The sequence below is a fragment of the Pseudomonas sp. SORGH_AS_0199 genome (genome assembly GCF_031453735.1).
Taxonomy (GTDB): domain Bacteria; phylum Pseudomonadota; class Gammaproteobacteria; order Pseudomonadales; family Pseudomonadaceae; genus Chryseomonas; species Chryseomonas aestiva.
Genome location: NZ_JAVJAE010000001.1, coordinates 227,605 through 244,466, shown reverse-complemented (window position 1 = coordinate 244,466; position 16,862 = coordinate 227,605). Strand labels below are relative to the sequence as shown.

The window sequence follows — 16,862 nt, the reverse complement described above, 5'->3', positions numbered from 1 at the left end:
GCGCCAGCTTCTTGGAAATGCCGAGATTGCTCAGCCAGGAGGCTTTGGATACAGACATGGGAATTCCGGAAGAAAGTACGAAGACCCCCTTCATCGGCCGTCCCGATCGATACTTGAAAGCCGCACGTCAGGGCCGCCGCGGACGGCGGGCGCCGTCCGCGGTGGTGCCGGATGGCTTCAGGCGGTTTCGCGGCTGTGCATGGGAACGGGCAACTCCAGCTCCAGCACCGAGATCAGCGCATTCTGCTGACGCTCGTTGAGCTGGCGAAAGCGCTGCAGCAGCAGTTGCTCGCTGGCATTGAGCAGCTCGTCGTCCGCTTCGACCTGCGGCTGCTCCAGCACCCCGTCCTGTACCAGGCTACGCTCCAGCCAGGCGACGATCTCGGTGTTCATGCTGTGCCGATGGGAGCGGGCCACGGCGGCGATGCGTTCACGCATCCCGTCGGGCAGGCGGACGACGAACTTTTCCGTGGGAATACCAGCGGGAGCGCGGTGGACGTAGGGCATGGAGGACCTCCAATACGAATGGACTGACGTCAAAGCGCCGACAACAGCAGTCGACCGGCGAAGAAAACCAGCACCAGGCCCATGGTTCGCTCGAACCAGTGGCCCAGGCGCAGAAAGGTCTGGCGAACGCGCGGACTGGAAAACAGCAGGCTGACCAGGGCGAACCAGCCGGCGTTGACCGCGCACATCCACAGGCCATAGAGGCCCTGGACGGTCAGCGGCGTACTGCCGCTGACCACGGTGGTGAAGATGGCCAGGAAGAACAGGGTGGCCTTGGGGTTGGTGGCGTTGGTCAGGAAGCCGGTGAGGAAGGCCTTGCCGGGCGACTGCCGCTGCAGGTCGGCCTGCTGCCACTGGCTGTCGTCCAGCGGCGCGGCGGTGGGCTTGCTGCGGATCAGGTTGAAGCCCAGCCAGAGGATGTAGGCGCCGCCGACGACCTTGGCGACCCCCAGCAGCCAGGGCGTGGCGTGCATCAGGGCGCCGATGCCGAGCAGGGTGTAGAGCACGTGGACCGAGATCCCGGCGCCGATGCCCAGGGCGGTGCACAGGCCGATCAGCCGCCCGTATCTCACGCTCTGCCGCACGGTCACGGCGAAATCCGGGCCGGGCGCGAGCACGGCGAGGAAGTGGATGGTCGCCAGGGCGAGGAATTCGCTCAGGTAGGGGGACATGTCAGCTCCAGTACGTGAGGGGTTCGGCCGCCCCGCGATAGCCCACGAAGCACGACAGCGACAGCCGTGGCTGGTCGTTGCCTGGCGTCACGGCGTGCATGCGGCGGGAATTGAAGAGAATCAGGTCGCCCGGTTCCGGGCGGATGGTCAGGCAGGGCGGACCGAGCCGGTCGGGCTCGATGCCGTAGCTGTCGCCGCGCAGGGCGTCGAAGGCCTCCGGCGCCAGCTCGCGTGACCAGAGCTGCAGTTCGCCGCCCCGGCTGGGCATGGTCAGGTAGACGTTGCAGGCCAGCTGGGTGACCAGGCTTTCGGCTTCCTCGCTGCCCGGCGCGTCCTTGGCGAAGATGTCGTGGTGGGCGAGAAAGCGCACCCCGGGCTTCACCACCCGCGACAGGCCGACGTACATCTTGCGACCCCAGAGGGTCTGCAGGCGGGCGCCGGCGGGCCAGACCTCGTCGAGGGTGCAGCGCACCAGGTCGATGGGATTGAGATAGGGGCGGCAGCGCCGGCGCAATTCTTCCAGGTTGCTGGCGACGCTGGCGAAATAGTCGTCCATCTGCGCGCGCTGGTGTTCCGCCTCGTAGAAGGCCATGCCGATGCGGCCGATGCTGGGGGCATTGGTGTAGGTGGCGAAGCCGTTGCCGAGGATCTGCTGGCCGAGGTCGTCGGCCAGCGGGCGCGGCACGAAGCGGCGCACCCGCACCGCCAGCAGGCGTTCTTCGGTGAGACGGAGCAGGCTCTCGGTGTCGAGAGCGTCGAGTTCGAGCAGCATGGCGCTTCCTTTCTGCGGGTGAGGTGAGCGGTTGATCAGGCGCCAGCCATGTCGTAGCTCACCAGCAGGCGTCCCTTCTTTTCCTTGACGCCCAGGGCGCTCAGGGCGCCGACCGCGCGCAGGGAGCGCACGTGGGTCCCGCCGCAGGCATAGCGCGCCACGTCCTCGCCAAAGCGCACCTGGCGCTGGCCACCGGCCTGCACCTCGACGTGCAGCGGCAGGTCTTCTTCCACCAGGGCGTCGAAGAAGCCCTGCCAGGATTCAACGTCCAAGGCTACGGTATCCTCGCCGGGGACGAATTCGATGCGGCCTTCGCCCGGCCAGTGATGGGCCTTGACCGGTATCCAGCCATGGATCTCGCCGATGTGGCCGAGCAGATGCCCGGCCGAATGCAGCCGCGAATGCAGCTGGCGCCGATCTTCGTCGACCCGGGCCAGCACGCGACCGGGCGCCAGGGGGCGGGTGGTGTGGTGCAGGATGCGGTCGCCGTCCTGGACCACCCGGGTCACCTCGGCGGTACCGATCCAGCCGGTGTCGCTGGGCTGCCCACCGCCCTGGGGATGGAAGGGCGTGGCCAGCAGTTCGACGATATAACCGTCCTCGGCGGCGCTACAGGCGTGGACCTCGACCTCGGCGATCAGGCTGTCGCTCAGAAAATACAGGCGCTCGGTCATACGTCTACTACCTAGAAAACGAGAAACATCCTCATTCTAAAGATCGCACGCAAGGGTGATAATCCACCCTCTCTCCAAAGGAATTTTGCGCTGTGAGCATAAATCTTCCCCTGCCGCTGCTCAGCGAGATGGCCATTTTCGTGCGGGTGGTGGAGAGCGGCAGCTTCTCTGCGGCGGCCCGTCAGCTCGGTCTGACCCCGTCTTCCACCAGTCGCAGCGTGGCACGCCTGGAGAAGGCCCTGGGCACACGCTTGCTCAATCGCAGTACGCGCAAGCTGCGGCTGTCGGAGGCGGGGGAGGAGGTCTTTCGGCGCTGCAGCGACATGGTCGGCGCCGCGCGGGCGGTGCTGGAGGTCAGTGGCCAGTTCAACCAGGCGCCGGCCGGCATCGTCCGGCTGTCGGTGCCCAAGGCGGTAGGCAGCACGGTGATCCATCCGCACATGGCCGATTTCCTGCGGCGCTACCCGGCGGTGGACGTGCAGTTGCTGCTGGAGGACCGCTATGTCGATCTGATCGACGAGAACGTCGACCTGGCCATCCGCATCACCGATCGGCCACCGCCCGGACTGGTGGGCCGCCAGTTGCTGACCATCGAGCACCTGCTCTGCGCCACGCCGCAGTACCTGGCCGCGCACGGTCAGCCCGCCCATCCCCGCGATCTGGCCGGGCACAGCTGCATCTACCTGGCGGAAGAGCCGGCCGATTCGCGCTGGAAATTCCGCCAGGGCGCCAAGGTGGTCCACGTCAACGTGCGTGGGCGCTATGCCGCCAACCACACCGGGGTGCGGCTGGACGCGGTGCTCAACCACATCGGCATCGGCAGCCTGCCACTGTTCACCGCCCAGGCGGCCCTGGCCCGCGGCGAGATCGTCCAGGTGCTGCCGGAGTGGTCCTTTCTGCCGCATTACCACGGCGGCGCCTGGCTGCTCTATCCGGCGACGCGCCACCTGCCACCCAAGCTCAAGGTGTTCATCGACTTTCTGGTCGAGCGCCTGGGCGACCAGGCGCTGCGTCCCGGCCAGGGTGCCGCCGCGCTGCCCGAGCAGCGCTTCCAGGAACTGACCATTGGCAGCTAGGCCACTGCCAATGCGTCTTTCGTGATGCTTTTCACAAGTCCTGTTACAACTGGCAGCATTAGGTGAAACGATTCACCTAACGTTTCTCTGCCTGCCGCATCGCGCTTTTCTCTGGGCCATGCTCCCCCACGGCCCGCCTGCGCGGGTGGATCGGGTTGCCACCGCGATCCTTGCCCTGGCAAAACAAGAAAGGATTTCCCCCATGCTCGCTTCTTCACCCTCGCTCGCCGCACCCGTGGCGGCCACCCCGCGCAAGGGGCTGGTCGTGCTCATCGCCGTGATCGCCGCCCTCGGTGGCCTGCTGTTCGGCTACGACACCGGCATCATCGGCGTCGCCCTGCTCGGCCTCGGCCGCGAATTCGCCATGGACGACACCGTCAAGCAGCTGGTGACCGGCGCCATCATCTTTGGTGCTCTGTTCGGCTGCCTCGGTACCGGCCCGATCTCCGACCGCCTCGGCCGGCGCAAGACCATCATCGGCGTGGCCCTGGTGTTCGCCCTGGGCTCGGTGCTTTCGGCACTGTCGCCCAACGTCACCCTGCTGATCCTGTCGCGTTTCCTGCTCGGCCTGTCGGCCGGCAGCTCCACCCAGATCATTCCGGTGTACATCGCCGAGGTGGCGCCGCCGGAGCACCGCGGCAAGCTGGTGGTGCTGTTCCAGTTCATGGTGGTGTTCGGCATCACAGTGGCCTACTTCACCGGCTTCGCCCTGGACGAGCACTGGCGCTGGATGTTCGGCCTCGGCCTGGTGCCGGCGCTGATCCCCCTGCTGGCCGGCATGACGGTGCTGCCGGAAAGCCCGCGCTGGCTGCTGGTCAAGGGCCGCGAGGCTGACGCCCTGGCGGTGCTGGAGCGGGTCCGCGGCGGCAAGGCCGCGGCCGAGGCCGAACTGGCCGAGATCAAGACCGTGAGCAACGCGCCGGAAGGCAACTGGAGCGACCTGTTCTCGCCGTGGGTCCGACCGGCCCTGCTGGTGGGCGCCGGCATCGCCATGTTCTCGCAGATCACCGGCAACAACGCGCTGATCTACTATGCGCCGACCATCCTCACCCAGGCCGGCTTCTCCGATCAGACCGCGGTGCTGGCCACCGGCTGCAGCACCATCCTGGTGGTGATCATGACTGTGGTCGGCAGCTTCCTGGTGGATCGCATCGGTCGCCGCCGCTATCTGCTGACGCTGATTCCCGGCTCCATCGTCGCCCTGGCGATCATGGGCTACCTGTTCCAGGGCGCCGGTCCCCAGACCGATGTCGAGCGCTGGACGGTGGTGGCCTGCCTGGCCGCCTACCTGATGCTCAACTGCGGCGGCTTCGGCGTCTGCATCTGGCTGATCAACGCCGAGGTCTATCCGCTGTTCGTGCGCGGCAAGGGCGCCAGCGTCGGTGCCTTCAGCCACTGGGGCTTCGACCTGCTGGTGACCCTCACCACCCTGAGTCTGGTGACCAAGCTGGGCGCCGCCCACACCTTCTGGCTCTATGCCGGGATTTCCCTGGTGGCGCTGCTGTTCATCTGGCGCCTGGTGCCGGAGACCAAGGGCAAGAGCCTGGAGCAGATCGAGCACGACCTGCGCGAGCGGCGCTTCTTTCCCTATCAGCGGAAGGGCTGAACGCGAGCTCCGGTGCCAGGGTCGCAACAGGAGCGGAGATAGAGCTCCGCTCCTGTTCGCCTGTGCCGGAGTCCTGCCATGCGCCCCCTCACCCTCGACCTCGATCTGCTGGCTGCCGCCCTCGACAGCCGGGAGCGAGGCACCCACTTCCTCGACCTTGCCAGCGGCGCCCTGCGCCTGCTCGATCCGGACGACCTCAGTCTGGAAGAGCGCGAGGAACTGGAAGATCCCGAACGCTACCTGCCACTGCCGCGCCTGACCCAGGACGATCGCCTGGAACTGCGCGAAGCCTTTCTGCACCAGTTGCGCCACCCCCACGCCCAGCCGCTCTTGCGGGCCGCGCTGGAGAGCCGGCGGCCGATCCGGACCTTCGACTACGAACTGGACCTCTTCCCCTCGGTACGCGAGGCCTGGCAGGCCTTTGCCCTGAGTCGTCTCAAGGAAGAAGTGCTGGTACTGCTGGACGAAGCCGGTCTGGAAGCCCTGCCGGCGGATGGGCGGATGCCGCTGCCGGACGATGTCCCCGAGGGCATCCGGCGGCGACTGGAGAAGGGGCGGGAGCCTTGAAGCCCATCATCCTTAAATTCGCTGATCGCTTCAGGTCGCCAAGGCGGTCGGTAGCATGCTGGCACTGCGCATGAGGTCAGGCAGTCCTTGTTCTTCGATGGCATAGACGCCGCGCTCAGCTTTCCAGATAAGGGCCTTCTCCTGTAAGGCAGACAACGCCTGCTGCACATTCTGCGCATAGGCTGCCTCCTGAGCCTGGGCTTCGGGCATGCCGGCCAACTGCAGCATCTCGGCATATTTGCCGAGAGTGGCCAATTCGAAAGGGGCGTAATCCTTGCCCTGGATCGCCATGACCTTCAACACCGCTGCCTGAATGGGTGTGAGGCTGCGAATCACCGATAGGGCGCTCTCGGACATTTCTCGCACATGCTCGTCGACGGCCTGGGCGAAGGCGACATTGCCCTCGGTGGCATCGACGATCATCGAGTACTCGAGCACCTCACGGGCTGCCTGCAGCGCCTCGGGGCGATAGCCCGCTGCGACGAACTTGTTCCAGACCACTTCTGGATCCAGCGGGAATTCAAGTTTGGACTGCGCACAGAACCAGTCCACATAGCCTCTGTCGAGATGGGGAAAGTTGACCAGGGGCGCATTGAAGAAAGCCTGGTCGCGACTGTTTCTAAGCATGGCCAGCTTGTCCCGGCTAGAGCCGGTGCAGATGAGTCTCAGGCCGTGGTGGTGCGAGCCATTCAATTCGTCGCGGGCAGCCTTGAGGGCGAAGAGCGTATTGCTGCCGGCGGCTGTGGTTACCGCATGCTGGGCTTCGTCGATGATCAAGGCTATGGGTTTGCCCAGGCTGTCGGAAAGCGCGGCGAGCGCAGCGGCCAGGGTGACGCCCTTGGCTTTGCCGATGCTGCCGGTATCTATCTCGACCCCACCCACCTTGAGTTTCACCACGCCACTTTGCTTGGTCAGCTTGGCGATCAGACCAAGATTGCGTTCGATGGCAACCTGAACCGCCTGGTTGATCAACTCAGCCGGATCAGCTTGTCGATTCGACCAGAGATCGACGTAGATCACCTCGGCCCCTGCGAGCTGAAGTGCCGGCGCCAGATCTTCACGCATGAAGGTGGTCTTGCCGGTGCGCCGTGGTGCCGCCAAAAAAAGACCAGGATGCAGAGGGTCTGCCATGATCTTGGCGGCATAGGTAGTGGCCATGGCGTGGCGGTGATAGAAGCGCTCAGACATCGACAAGTCCCTATTTAAAGGCGATTAAAGTCGATTATAGATCTTTATAGATCTTTATAGATCGTCGCCCTGATGTCTGTGCAACGCTAGTCATGCCCGTGCCGATAGAGCTTAAGCTCCACCATCAGGTCGTCGGTGAGGGTTTCCAGGTGGGCCTGCAGGGCCTCGAGTTCGAGGTCCGCCGGAAGCGCCAGCAGGGCGGTGGCGTGGAACAGCGCCTCGCTGCTCATGGGTGCCGGGCGGGTCTCGGTGGACAGGCGCTCGACGTTGACGCCTACCTGATGCAGCGCCCGGGTGATGTCGCGGACGATGCCGACGCGGTCGTTGCCCAGCAGGTCGAGCTGCACCAGCGGCGCACCCACCGCAGCCGGCTGGCCGGGTTCGCCGACCAGGATGCGCAGGCCGGGAATGGCCAGCTGCTGCAACGTCTCCACCAGGCCGTTGCGCAATTCCGGCTCCACTTCCACCGAGAGGATGCCGGCGAACTGGCCGGCCAGGTGGGCCATGCGGCTCTCCAGCCAGTTGCCGCCCTGGGCGGCCACGCAGTCGGCCAGGGCTTCCACCAGACCGGGGCGATCGGGGGCGATGACGGTCAGGACCAGGTGTTCCATGGCGGGCTCCAGGGCGGGCAGAAGGAGTCTCCAGTCTAGCCCGCCCGATCGCCGCCGGCCTACTGGATGTCTTCGGGTTTGACGATCACCCAGTGCTGGTCCGCGTTCACCGCCACGCCGGCCTTGGCCTGGCCTTCGGCGTTGCTCTTCATCATCGCCTCGATCTGGGTGCGGTACTTGGACTTGCGGTCGATCCACAGATGGATGCCGTTCTTGGCGGCGTCCACGCCCTGGAACAGCATGGTGCCGTCGCTGACCGGGGTGTCGCCGCCGACCAGGATGGGTTTCTTCCAGGGGATCTATATAGGTGAGGATGGCTGCGTACTTGCCGGCGAACCAGGTGGCCGGAGTCCAGAGATACGGCGTGACCTGCAGCTTCAGGTTGGCCTGGGGATCGTACTTGCCTTCGGCGATCTGCTTGCGGGCGGTGGTCAGGGCGCCGGTGGCCGGGTCCTTGAGCAGGGTGGTGACGCCGATGACGTTTTCCGGTTTCACGCCATAGCCATAGCGCGGGTCGGCGGCCACCATGCGCACCAGCTCCTCGTGGGCGGCGCTGATCACATAGACCTCGATGCCGTTCTCCATCAGCTTGCGATAGAGCTCCTGCTGGCCGGTGAAGGGCTTGGGCGGGTTGATCTCCACCGTCTCCACCTTGTCGTCCTTGCCGTAGTAGGTGGCGGGGATCGGCTTGCCGTAGGCCATCAGTTCGTCGACGTAGCCCTTGAGCTGCTGCAGGGTGAAGCCGGAGAACACCTGGGCGACCCAGGGGTAGCAGACCAGGTCGTCGACCTCGCACAGCCGGTAGTAGTAGCTGTTGAGGCTTTCCTTGTGGCCACCGACGTCCTTGAAGGGGATCAGCTTGAGCGAGGGATCCAGGGTGTCGCGGGTCAGCACGCCCTTCATCTCCAGGAAGGGCAGCAGGGCCTCTTCTAGGTCGTAGCGATAGCTGGTGTTGTCCATGTCGAACACCGCGTAGTTGCCCTGATTGGCATTGGCGGCGATCAGGGCGTCGAGCTGGCGGGCGGCGTCGGCCGGCCAGTGGGTCAGCTCGGTGGCGGCAGCGGTGAGGCTGAGCAGACCGCCGGCCAGGCCGGCGAGAAGGCGGGGGAGGGTGGGCATCGGCGGGCTCCGGCACGGCGACCGCGGTATGCGGTCATCTGGTCTAGACCATAGCAAAAGGTCATGACAGTTCGATGCGCGGAGCGACCTGGGTGGGCGCGAGAGCGGCAGGGCCTGCCGCTCTGCGACAGCCCTGTCAGGCGGTTACGGTCTTGAAGCGCGGCTGGGCGTTGCCCTTGAACAGGGTCAGGGTCGCGACCAGGCCGAGCACGGCGGCCAGGGTCAGCCACATGCCGGGGGCGGCCTTGTTGCCAGTCTCCTGGATCAGCCAGGTGCAGACCATTGGGGTGAAACCGCCGAAGGTCGCGGTGGCCAGGCTGTAGGCCAGGGAGAAGCCGGTGGTGCGCACATGGGCCGGCATCACCTCGGTCAGGGCCACCACCATGCCACCGTTGTAGGTGCCATAGAGGAAGGACAGCCACAGCTCGACCATCAGCAGGCGCGAGAAGCCAGGGGCATGGGTCAGCCAGATCATCGCCGGGTAGGCGGTGAGGATGGCCAGCACGGTGGCGAAGATCAGCAGCGGACGACGGCCGACGCGATCGCTCAGGGCGCCCATCACCGGCAGCCAGATGAAGTTGGAGATGCCCACGCAGGCCGTGACGATCAGACTGTCCAGATCGGTCAGGTGCAGCTCGTGACGGCCGAAGGTCGGGGTGTAGGCAGTGATCAGGTAGAAGGAGGCGGTGGTCATGGAGACCATGGCCACGCCCGCCAGCACCACGCCGAAGTTCTGGCCGATGGAGGTCATGGTCTCGCCGAAGGTCGGCCGATGCTTGCGCGCCTCGAACTCGGGGCTCTCTTCCAGGGAACGACGGATGATGAACAGGAAGGGCACGATCAGGCAGCCGATCAGGAAGGGAATGCGCCAGCCCCACTCACCCATTTCGGCGGGCGACAGCCAGTGGTTCAGCAGGGCGCCCAGCACGCCGGCGAAGACCACAGCGACCTGCTGACTGGCGGACTGCCAGGAAACGAAGAAGCCCTTGCGCCCGGGGGTGGCGATTTCCGACAGGTAGACGGACACGCCGCCCAGTTCGACGCCGGCGGAGAAGCCCTGCAGCAGGCGGCCGAGCAGTACCAGCAGCGGTGCGGCGACGCCCAGGGTGGCGTAGCCCGGCACCACGGCGATCAGCAGGGTGCCCAGGGCCATCAGCGCCAGGGTGACGATCAGGCCGTGGCGACGCCCGTGGCGGTCGATGTAGGCGCCGAGGAAGATGGCCCCCAGGGGGCGCATCAGGAAGCCGGCGCCGAAGGTGGCCAGCGACAGCATCAGGGAGGCGAGTTCGTTGTCGCCGGGGAAGAACGTCTTGGCGATGGCCGTGGCATAGAAGCCATAGACCATGAAGTCGTACATTTCGAGGAAGTTTCCGCTGACGACGCGGAAGACGGATTTGGCTTTCGAGGTGGTGGCCATGACTGCTAGCTCGGATTGAGTTTGTTATAGGAGACAGCTCGCGCAGGGCGCCCAGACCTCTCGCGGGTGGGTCGCGCTATTTGTAACCTTATGTGTTGCAAAAGCGCGCTGGCAAGCTGAATCGGACCGGAACCCCCGAATTTCATGGGTTTGAAAGGTTATTGAAAGCTTCGCGACATTACGTCTGGAAATTATTGTCCAGTTGACACGTTGTCGCAGTCAGGTGGCAAGCATTTGCCAGAACGCCGCCCCGACTCCGGCCAGACTTTCCCCGGCGATGAGGCCGGCCGCGGCGGCCAGGGCGAAGCGCTCGGCCAGGCCCGGCGCCCGCCAGCGCACCAGGGCGGTGAGCAGGGCGCCCAGGGTCATCATCAGCGCCACCGAAGCCGGCAGGATGAAGGCCAGCCCCAGGGCCGCCGAGCTGGGTAGCCAGTGCGCGCGGCGGTCGGGCAGCAGGGCTTCGGCCAGGCCCAGCAGCAAGCCGACCAGGGCACCCAGGACGATACCCAGGCGCATGGCGCCATCGAGGGCACCCAGGCCCTGGGTCAGGGTCTCCGCCACCGCCTTCCACTGGGCCACCGCCGGTGCCGGCCAGGCGGCGCTGAGCAGCAGTGCCTGGGGATCGGGAATCAGCAGGCGGTAGGTGAGCACCCCGGTCACCGCGCCCAGGGCGATGCCCAGGCACTGGGCGACCACCTGCTTGGCCGGGGTGGCGCCGATGGCCTGGCCGACCTTGAAGTCGTTCATCAGGTCGGTGCTCTGACCCGCCGCGCCGCCCGCGGTGTTGGCGCCCATGAGGTTGATGTTGACCTGCCCGGGGGCCGCCAGGCCGAAGGTCAGCTGCGACAGCTGGCCGATGGCGCCAATGGGCGGAATGCCGGTGGCGCCGACCACCCGCGCGGCCATGGCGGCGAGAAACAGCGCCAGGGGCAGGGCCAGCAGGGCCAGCCCGGGGTCGATGCCGAACAGCTGCACCTGCAGCAGCACCACCAGCAGAGCCGCCACCAGCAGCAGCGCCAGCGGCCAGGCGCGCGGCCGTTGCCAGCCCTGGCGACGGCGTTCGGCGCGGGGCAGGGTGATCAGCCGCACGGCCAGCGCAGCCAGGGTGGCGCTGACCATCAGGCTCACCCCGGGCCAGAGCAGCCATTGCACCAGGAAGGCGTATTGCGGACCGCTGGCCTCCGCCGGCAGCGCGGCGACACCACTGGCCAGCAGCCAGGGCGCGACACCGCCCCAGGCCAGCAGGGTGCCGAGCAGCAGTGACAGTCCGACCCTCAGACCGATGATGCCGCCAAAGCCGAGCAGCAGCAGCGAGGGATCGAAGCTGAAGGTCAGGCGTTCCAGGGCCGGCGAGGGCGCGACTCGCGGCAGCGTCCAGGCGAAGCTGTCCACCAGCTTGACCGCCGCCGAGAGCGCCAGGGCGCCCAGCAGCACCCGCAGCCGGGCCAGGGCTTCGGCACCGCTGGCATAGACCTGGCGCAGAGCTTCCAGGGTGGCCAGGCCCTCGGGGAATTTCAGGCTGGCATCGGCCAGCAGCAGGGGCCGCAGATACCAGGCCACCCAGATGCCGAGAAAGCTCACCGCGAACACCCAGCCCATCAGCGGCAGGGTCGGCAATTGCTGGCCGGTCAGCAGGGTGTAGGCCGGAATGGGCGCGACCAGACCGCCGGAGACGATGCTGGCGGCCGCCGAGGCCACGGTCTGGTTGATGTTGCTCTCGTGCAGCGTCCAGCCCGGTTGCTGCAGGCGGCGACCCAGGCGGTGCCAGAGGCCGTAGCTCACCAGCAGGGCGATGATCGACATGTTGAACGACCAGCCGATCTTGAGGCCGGCATAGACATTGGCCGGGGTCAGCAGGATGCCCAGCAACGCCCCGGTGAGCAGCGCCCGGGGGCTGAGTTCACGCTCCACCGGCAGCGGCAGCGGCAGGTCGGTTGCGGCGGCGTTGGCAGTGGGCAAGAGGGCCTCCTCGGTCAGGCGATCAGGGCGTGGTCAGGGGACCCCAGGGCGCGGCGGTTGGTTCGCGCCCTCAGGGTGGCGCCCGGTCCAGGTCTGGCGCAGGGCCTCGATCAACTGGCGCAGGCCGGGTGGCGGCTGGCGCCGACTCGGGTAGTAGATGCACAGCGGCGCGCCGGGCGAGGCCCAGTCGGGCAGCACCTGCTCCAGGCGTCCGTCGCGCAATTCGTCGGCCACCCGCCACTCCAGGCAATAGGCCAGGGCCAGGCCGTCGAGGGCGACCTGGATCGAGGTCTCGGTCTCGTTGACCGTAAGCGGGCCGGGCACGTCGATCGTCCGCGTGGTGGCGCCTCCGCCCAGCTCCCAGCGATAGAGGGCGCCGTTGCCCAGCCGCAGGCGCACGCAGCGATGCTCGGCAAGCTCCTCCGGCTGCTGCGGTCGGCCGTGACGGTTGAGGTAGGCGGGGGCGCCCACCACGATCCAGCGCAACTCGTCGGTGAGCGGCAGGGCGACCATGTCCTGGGGCACGGTGTCGCCATAGCGGATGCCGGCGTCGAGGCCGTCGGCAACGATGTCCACCGGGCGATCCTCGACGCTGATGTCCAGTTGCAACTGCGGATAGGCGGCCAGCAGCCGGGGCAGGGTCGGGGTCACCAGCAGCCGCGCCGCATCGCGCGGCACGCTCAGGCGCAGGCGCCCGACCGGGGCGTCGCGGTGCTGGTCCAGCTCGCCCAGGGCCTCGCCGATGAGGGCGAAGCCCTGTTCAAGCTTTTCCGCCAGCGCCGCGCCGGCCAGGGTCGGCACCACCGAGCGACTGGTGCGATTGAGCAGCTTGACCCCCAGCCGGGTCTCCAGCTGGCGCAGGGCATGGCTCAGCGCCGAGGTGGTGACGCCCAGTTCGATGGCGGCCTGGCGGAAGCTGCGCCGCCGGACCAGGGCGACGAAGACATTGAGATCGGCCAGTTCGCCGCGATTCAGGGTAGGCATGTACAATCCTCGCGCGATAAGAGCCTGTTCAAAGTCTGCTGCGCGTCGGCCAAACAGCGTTGAAAATGCCCTGGAAGGCCAGCCCCGTCGGAATGCTCATTTACCATTCGTAAACTCGAACGCGAGTCCGATCCGCTTCCTCAGGCATTTTCGCCTTGTTTGTCTCTAGCTCGCGAGCCTTTGAACAGGCTCTAAGGGTCAAGCGTTCGTTGAGCCCTATTCAACGCCTTTTGAATTAGCCTCACAAGGCTGATCCTTCCGACTTGGCGTTCCCGCCTGGAGCTTCCCATGACTGAAACCCTACGCATCCCGGGTATCGATACCCCCGTTTCCCGCATCGCCCTCGGCACCTGGGCCATCGGTGGCTGGATGTGGGGCGGTACCGACGAAGCCCGCTCCATCGAGACCATCCGTGGCGCCGTGCAGGGCGGCATCAACCTAATCGACACCGCGCCGGTGTACGGCTTTGGCCGTTCCGAGGAAATCGTCGGCAAGGCCCTGGAGGGCATCCGTGACCAGGCGGTGATCGCCACCAAGGTGGCCCTGGAATGGCCCAACGAAGAGGTGCGCCGCAACGCCAGCGCCGCGCGCATTCGCCAGGAGGTGGAAGACTCCCTGCGGCGTCTGCGTACCGATCGCATCGATCTCTACCAGGTGCACTGGCCCGATCCCCAGGTCCCCCACGAGGAAACCGCGCGCGAACTGGAGCGCCTGCGGCAGGCGGGCAAGATCCTCGCCATCGGTGTGAGCAATTATTCGCCCGAGCAACTGGAGGCCTTCCGCCAGTTCGCCAACCCCTCCACGGTGCAGCCGCCCTACAACCTCTTCGAACGCGCCATCGAGGCCGACGTGCTGCCCTACGCCCAGCGCCATGGCCTGGTGGTGCTGGCCTATGGCGCGCTGTGCCGCGGCCTGCTGTCCGGGCGCATGAATGCCCAGACGCAATTCGATGGCGACGACCTGCGCCAGGGCGATCCCAAGTTCCAGGCCCCGCGCTTCGCCCAGTATCTGGCCGCGGTGGAGGCCCTGACCGCCTTTGCCCGCGAGCGCCATGGCAAGTCTATGCTGGCCCTGGCGGTGCGCTGGATCCTCGACCAGGGACCGACCATCGCCCTCTGGGGCGCGCGTAAGCCTGAGCAACTGCAGGGCCTTGACGAAGCCTTCGGTTGGCAGCTGTCCGCCGAGGACCTGACCGCCATCGACGCCATCCTCGCCGAGCACGTCAAGGACCCGGTGGGGCCGGAGTTCATGGCGCCCCCCTTACGTTGATCTGCCGGGAGCGGGGCACCCTGGCCCCGCCCCGTTGCCCAATGTACTCAGCCACAAGAGGTGAGCATCATGGCCAAGCGCGACGATCTCGACCACAAGCCGGAAAACGCCGGCAAGGTCGGCGAGACCCACAAGGAACTCAATCAGGGCGGTGAAGAACAGCGCCCGCAGAACGACAAGCGCCCCGAGCAGCCCAAGGAAAACCCGGATCCGGGTTACTGACAGGGGCACAAAAAGCAAAGGCGCCCGGGTGCAGACCCGGGCGCCTTTGCTGTCTATGGCTGGGGTCATCGGATGACCCCGGCAGTCTTGCCGGTCAGAAGCTGCGTGGTGGGGTTGCCATGCCGCTCTCGTCGCCTACCATTCCAGGGGTGCTGCCTGTGGCCGCGGTACGACCGACATTCATGCCTGCGGTCGCCTGGGTGGACCCCAGGGTACTGCCAGTGCCTGCGGCGGGTGAGCCGGCCATCGACTCGACCCCCGCATCGGGATCGTTACCCAGGTTGCTGGACGAAACCCCTGCACCGCCTTGCTGGCGCCTGTCAGGACTGGCCTGGCGCGCTTCCTTCGCCACGTCCTGTCCCGCCGCCTTGACCTGCTCGTAGCCACTGGTGGCCGCCTGCTTGGCCTTGGTGGTGAGCTTGTCGCTATGCTTGCCCAGGGCGCGATCCTCGGTCTCGGTACGCGGCAGCGAGGCCCCCAGCAGGGCGCCAAGGGCGATGCCCAGCGCACCGACCACCAGTGGCTGTTCGCGTAGCAGGGTCTCGAAGGTACCCTTGAGCTGTTGCGCCTGGTCGGCCAGGGCGTCCTTGGCGTGAGCCGCGCTATCGCTCAGCCGCTCCCCGGTCTCGGACGCCTTGACCGATACGCTCTCGCCTAGCCCGGTGACCTTGTCGCGCACGTCGTGACTGCCACGGTTCAGGGAATCACGGGTATGGCCTGCGCTGTCGGCGACCGAGTCCAGCGCACCGGACAACCTGTCCTTGAGCGGGGTGCCTGTGGTGGCCGGCGCCGGCGTGCGATTCTGCCCCAGCGCCAGCCACAGCAGACCCACCGAGGTCAGTACGGCCGGCACTGGATTGGCCTTGAGGGTGTTGCCCAGGTTATGGGCGAATTCACCGCCATGGCCCTTGGTGTAGGACAGCGCCTGGTCGAACAGCTGGCCTGGGGACAGGCGGCTTTCCAACGCGCACACCAGGTCCTCGATGTGCCCGCGCTTCTGGTCGATTTCGCGTTCGAGTTCCTCGGGATTCTTTCTTGATTCCTGATCGATCTGGTCGGTTATGCTCATTGTGCGGCCCTCCGTACGGCGTCCTTGTCCTTCTGCAGGCTGTTGACGGTGCGATCAGGGGTGAAGTGGGACGGCTCGAACTGCTTCTTGCCCGACTGCAGCATGATGAAACCGATCACCATGACCACGGCGCCCACCAGCAGGGCAGCGGCCCAGGGCGTGAGGTACTGGGAGAGAAAGTAGACGATGCCCATGAGCAGCACGATGAAGCCGGCCAGCAGCACGATGGCGCCGGCCGCGACCCCGGCCACACCGGCCTTGGTGGTGCGCAGCGACTCGCCCAGCTCGGCCTTGGCCAGTGCCAGTTCCTTGGTGAACAGCGCCGGTACCTCGTGGACCAGCTGCTTGACCAGGCCGACGACCGAGGTATCGCCTTCGGTGGAGCGCGGAGTGGGATTCTCGTTGATCATGGCTGCTTGTCTCCGCTCAGGGTGGGACGATCCAGGTGGCTGGATGAGGTGCCGCTGTTCAGGCTGCTGCCGGTACGCGCCGGATTGATCGCCGCACCGCCGAGGGGGTCGCCGCTGCCGGTGGTGGTCGGCGCATGGAGGTCGGGACCCTTGGGAATGTTGTTGGTGTGGATGACATCGGCACCGGCCGCTGGCTCCACCAGTTCGTTTTCTGCGGCGACCGCGGGCGTGGTCAGCGAGGGCACCTCGTCCGGCCCGCTGACGCGCGAACTGCTGCCGGTGTCCCGCTGGCTGGAGGCCTTGAGAAAACGCGACAGGCCGAAGCCGATGGCGATGCTGCTGGTCAGGAACAGTGCCGGATTGTCGCGCGCCAGGGTTCCGGCCTGGTGCAGCAACTGCTCGGCGCTCTTGCCACGCAGATCCTCGGCCAGGCCGGTCAGGCTTTGCGCCATGTCGCTGACATAGTGCGCCAGGCCCAGGGTATCCTTGTCTTCCAGTTCGTCAGCGGCCGCCTGGGCGCTTTGCGCAAGGGCACCGAGCTGGTCGGCAGCGGTGTCCCGATAGTGTTCGTACTGGGCAGCACCTTCCTGTTTGGCATCCTGCACCGTGTCTCGGGCGACCTCCTTGAGGTCGTGCAGATGGGCCTCTGCCGTAGCACCGTCCTTGGTCTGCGAGGGTTGTCCCTGAGCGGGATTGAGGGGCGTCGTCATGCGCGGGTACCTGTGTGCAGAACCTTGTCGT

17 protein-coding genes and 1 pseudogene are annotated in these 16,862 nt (G+C 66.5%); 5 read left to right on the top strand and 13 right to left on the bottom strand.

Going from position 1 to position 16,862, the window contains the following annotated elements:
* Positions 1-177 precede the first annotated feature (177 nt).
* Genes QE444_RS01175 through QE444_RS01160 form a run of 4 tightly spaced genes read right to left on the bottom strand, consistent with a single transcriptional unit; the run spans position 178 to position 2,624 of the window.
* Complete coding sequence (locus tag QE444_RS01175) at positions 178-507, bottom strand: Arc family DNA-binding protein (RefSeq protein ID WP_285385676.1); 330 nt, start codon at positions 505-507, stop codon at positions 178-180.
* A gap of 29 nt (positions 508-536) precedes the next feature.
* Positions 537-1,178 carry a LysE family translocator gene (locus QE444_RS01170; protein ID WP_158893854.1) on the bottom strand — a complete coding sequence of 214 codons (642 nt, stop codon included), beginning with the start codon at positions 1,176-1,178 and terminating at the stop codon, positions 537-539.
* A gap of 1 nt (position 1,179) precedes the next feature.
* Positions 1,180-1,950 (bottom strand): 2OG-Fe(II) oxygenase, encoded by a 771-nt coding sequence (locus QE444_RS01165; RefSeq protein WP_187980564.1) that lies wholly within the window; start codon positions 1,948-1,950, stop codon positions 1,180-1,182.
* A gap of 35 nt (positions 1,951-1,985) precedes the next feature.
* Positions 1,986-2,624 carry an alanyl-tRNA editing protein gene (locus tag QE444_RS01160; RefSeq protein ID WP_187980563.1) on the bottom strand — a complete coding sequence of 213 codons (639 nt, stop codon included), beginning with the start codon at positions 2,622-2,624 and terminating at the stop codon, positions 1,986-1,988.
* 92 nt (positions 2,625-2,716) lie between these two features.
* On the opposite strand from QE444_RS01160, the gene QE444_RS01155 reads away from it, so the two are divergent.
* From QE444_RS01155 to QE444_RS01145, 3 genes are all read left to right on the top strand, one after another.
* Positions 2,717-3,700, top strand: coding sequence for a LysR family transcriptional regulator (locus QE444_RS01155; RefSeq protein ID WP_187980562.1), 984 nt, complete (start codon positions 2,717-2,719; stop codon positions 3,698-3,700).
* A gap of 202 nt (positions 3,701-3,902) precedes the next feature.
* Positions 3,903-5,306: a sugar porter family MFS transporter gene (locus QE444_RS01150; RefSeq protein WP_309737164.1), complete on the top strand. Its 1,404-nt coding sequence runs from the start codon at positions 3,903-3,905 to the stop codon at positions 5,304-5,306.
* A 78-nt stretch (positions 5,307-5,384) separates the two neighbouring features.
* Positions 5,385-5,873, top strand: a complete 489-nt coding sequence (locus QE444_RS01145) for a UPF0158 family protein (RefSeq protein WP_285385674.1) — start codon at positions 5,385-5,387, stop codon at positions 5,871-5,873.
* Positions 5,874-5,903: 30 nt separating this feature from the next.
* Here the strand turns inward: QE444_RS01145 and QE444_RS01140 are convergent, their stop codons facing one another.
* From QE444_RS01140 to QE444_RS01115, 6 genes and pseudogenes are all read right to left on the bottom strand, one after another.
* Entirely contained in the window at positions 5,904-7,061 is a 1,158-nt protein-coding gene (locus QE444_RS01140) for an ATP-binding protein (RefSeq protein WP_133862025.1), read from the bottom strand.
* Between the two features lie 86 nt (positions 7,062-7,147).
* Complete coding sequence (locus QE444_RS01135) at positions 7,148-7,672, bottom strand: glycine cleavage system protein R (protein ID WP_133862024.1); 525 nt, start codon at positions 7,670-7,672, stop codon at positions 7,148-7,150.
* Positions 7,673-7,731: 59 nt separating this feature from the next.
* Positions 7,732-8,791, bottom strand: a pseudogene (locus QE444_RS01130) (haloacid dehalogenase-like hydrolase).
* 136 nt (positions 8,792-8,927) lie between these two features.
* Positions 8,928-10,208: an MFS transporter gene (locus tag QE444_RS01125; protein ID WP_133862022.1), complete on the bottom strand. Its 1,281-nt coding sequence runs from the start codon at positions 10,206-10,208 to the stop codon at positions 8,928-8,930.
* Positions 10,209-10,427: 219 nt separating this feature from the next.
* Positions 10,428-12,167: an OPT family oligopeptide transporter gene (locus QE444_RS01120; RefSeq protein ID WP_285385669.1), complete on the bottom strand. Its 1,740-nt coding sequence runs from the start codon at positions 12,165-12,167 to the stop codon at positions 10,428-10,430.
* A gap of 33 nt (positions 12,168-12,200) precedes the next feature.
* Positions 12,201-13,151, bottom strand: a complete 951-nt coding sequence (locus QE444_RS01115) for a LysR family transcriptional regulator (RefSeq protein ID WP_285385667.1) — start codon at positions 13,149-13,151, stop codon at positions 12,201-12,203.
* A gap of 288 nt (positions 13,152-13,439) precedes the next feature.
* Here QE444_RS01115 and QE444_RS01110 point away from each other — a divergent pair, with 288 nt between their 5' ends.
* Positions 13,440-14,420, top strand: a complete 981-nt coding sequence (locus tag QE444_RS01110) for an aldo/keto reductase (protein WP_133862019.1) — start codon at positions 13,440-13,442, stop codon at positions 14,418-14,420.
* A 69-nt stretch (positions 14,421-14,489) separates the two neighbouring features.
* Positions 14,490-14,642 (top strand): hypothetical protein, encoded by a 153-nt coding sequence (locus QE444_RS01105; protein ID WP_017639863.1) that lies wholly within the window; start codon positions 14,490-14,492, stop codon positions 14,640-14,642.
* A gap of 94 nt (positions 14,643-14,736) precedes the next feature.
* On the opposite strand, the gene QE444_RS01100 is transcribed toward QE444_RS01105, so the two are convergent.
* From QE444_RS01100 to QE444_RS01090, 3 genes are read right to left on the bottom strand one after another with little or no spacing between them, the layout of a single operon-like run.
* Positions 14,737-15,711 carry a DUF3618 domain-containing protein gene (locus QE444_RS01100; RefSeq protein WP_285385665.1) on the bottom strand — a complete coding sequence of 325 codons (975 nt, stop codon included), beginning with the start codon at positions 15,709-15,711 and terminating at the stop codon, positions 14,737-14,739.
* Positions 15,708-16,121 carry a phage holin family protein gene (locus QE444_RS01095; RefSeq protein WP_133862017.1) on the bottom strand — a complete coding sequence of 138 codons (414 nt, stop codon included), beginning with the start codon at positions 16,119-16,121 and terminating at the stop codon, positions 15,708-15,710. Before QE444_RS01095 ends, QE444_RS01100 begins: the two co-directional genes overlap by 4 nt.
* Positions 16,118-16,831, bottom strand: coding sequence for a hypothetical protein (locus QE444_RS01090; RefSeq protein WP_285385664.1), 714 nt, complete (start codon positions 16,829-16,831; stop codon positions 16,118-16,120). Before QE444_RS01090 ends, QE444_RS01095 begins: the two co-directional genes overlap by 4 nt.
* Between the last annotated feature and the right edge of the window lie 31 nt (positions 16,832-16,862).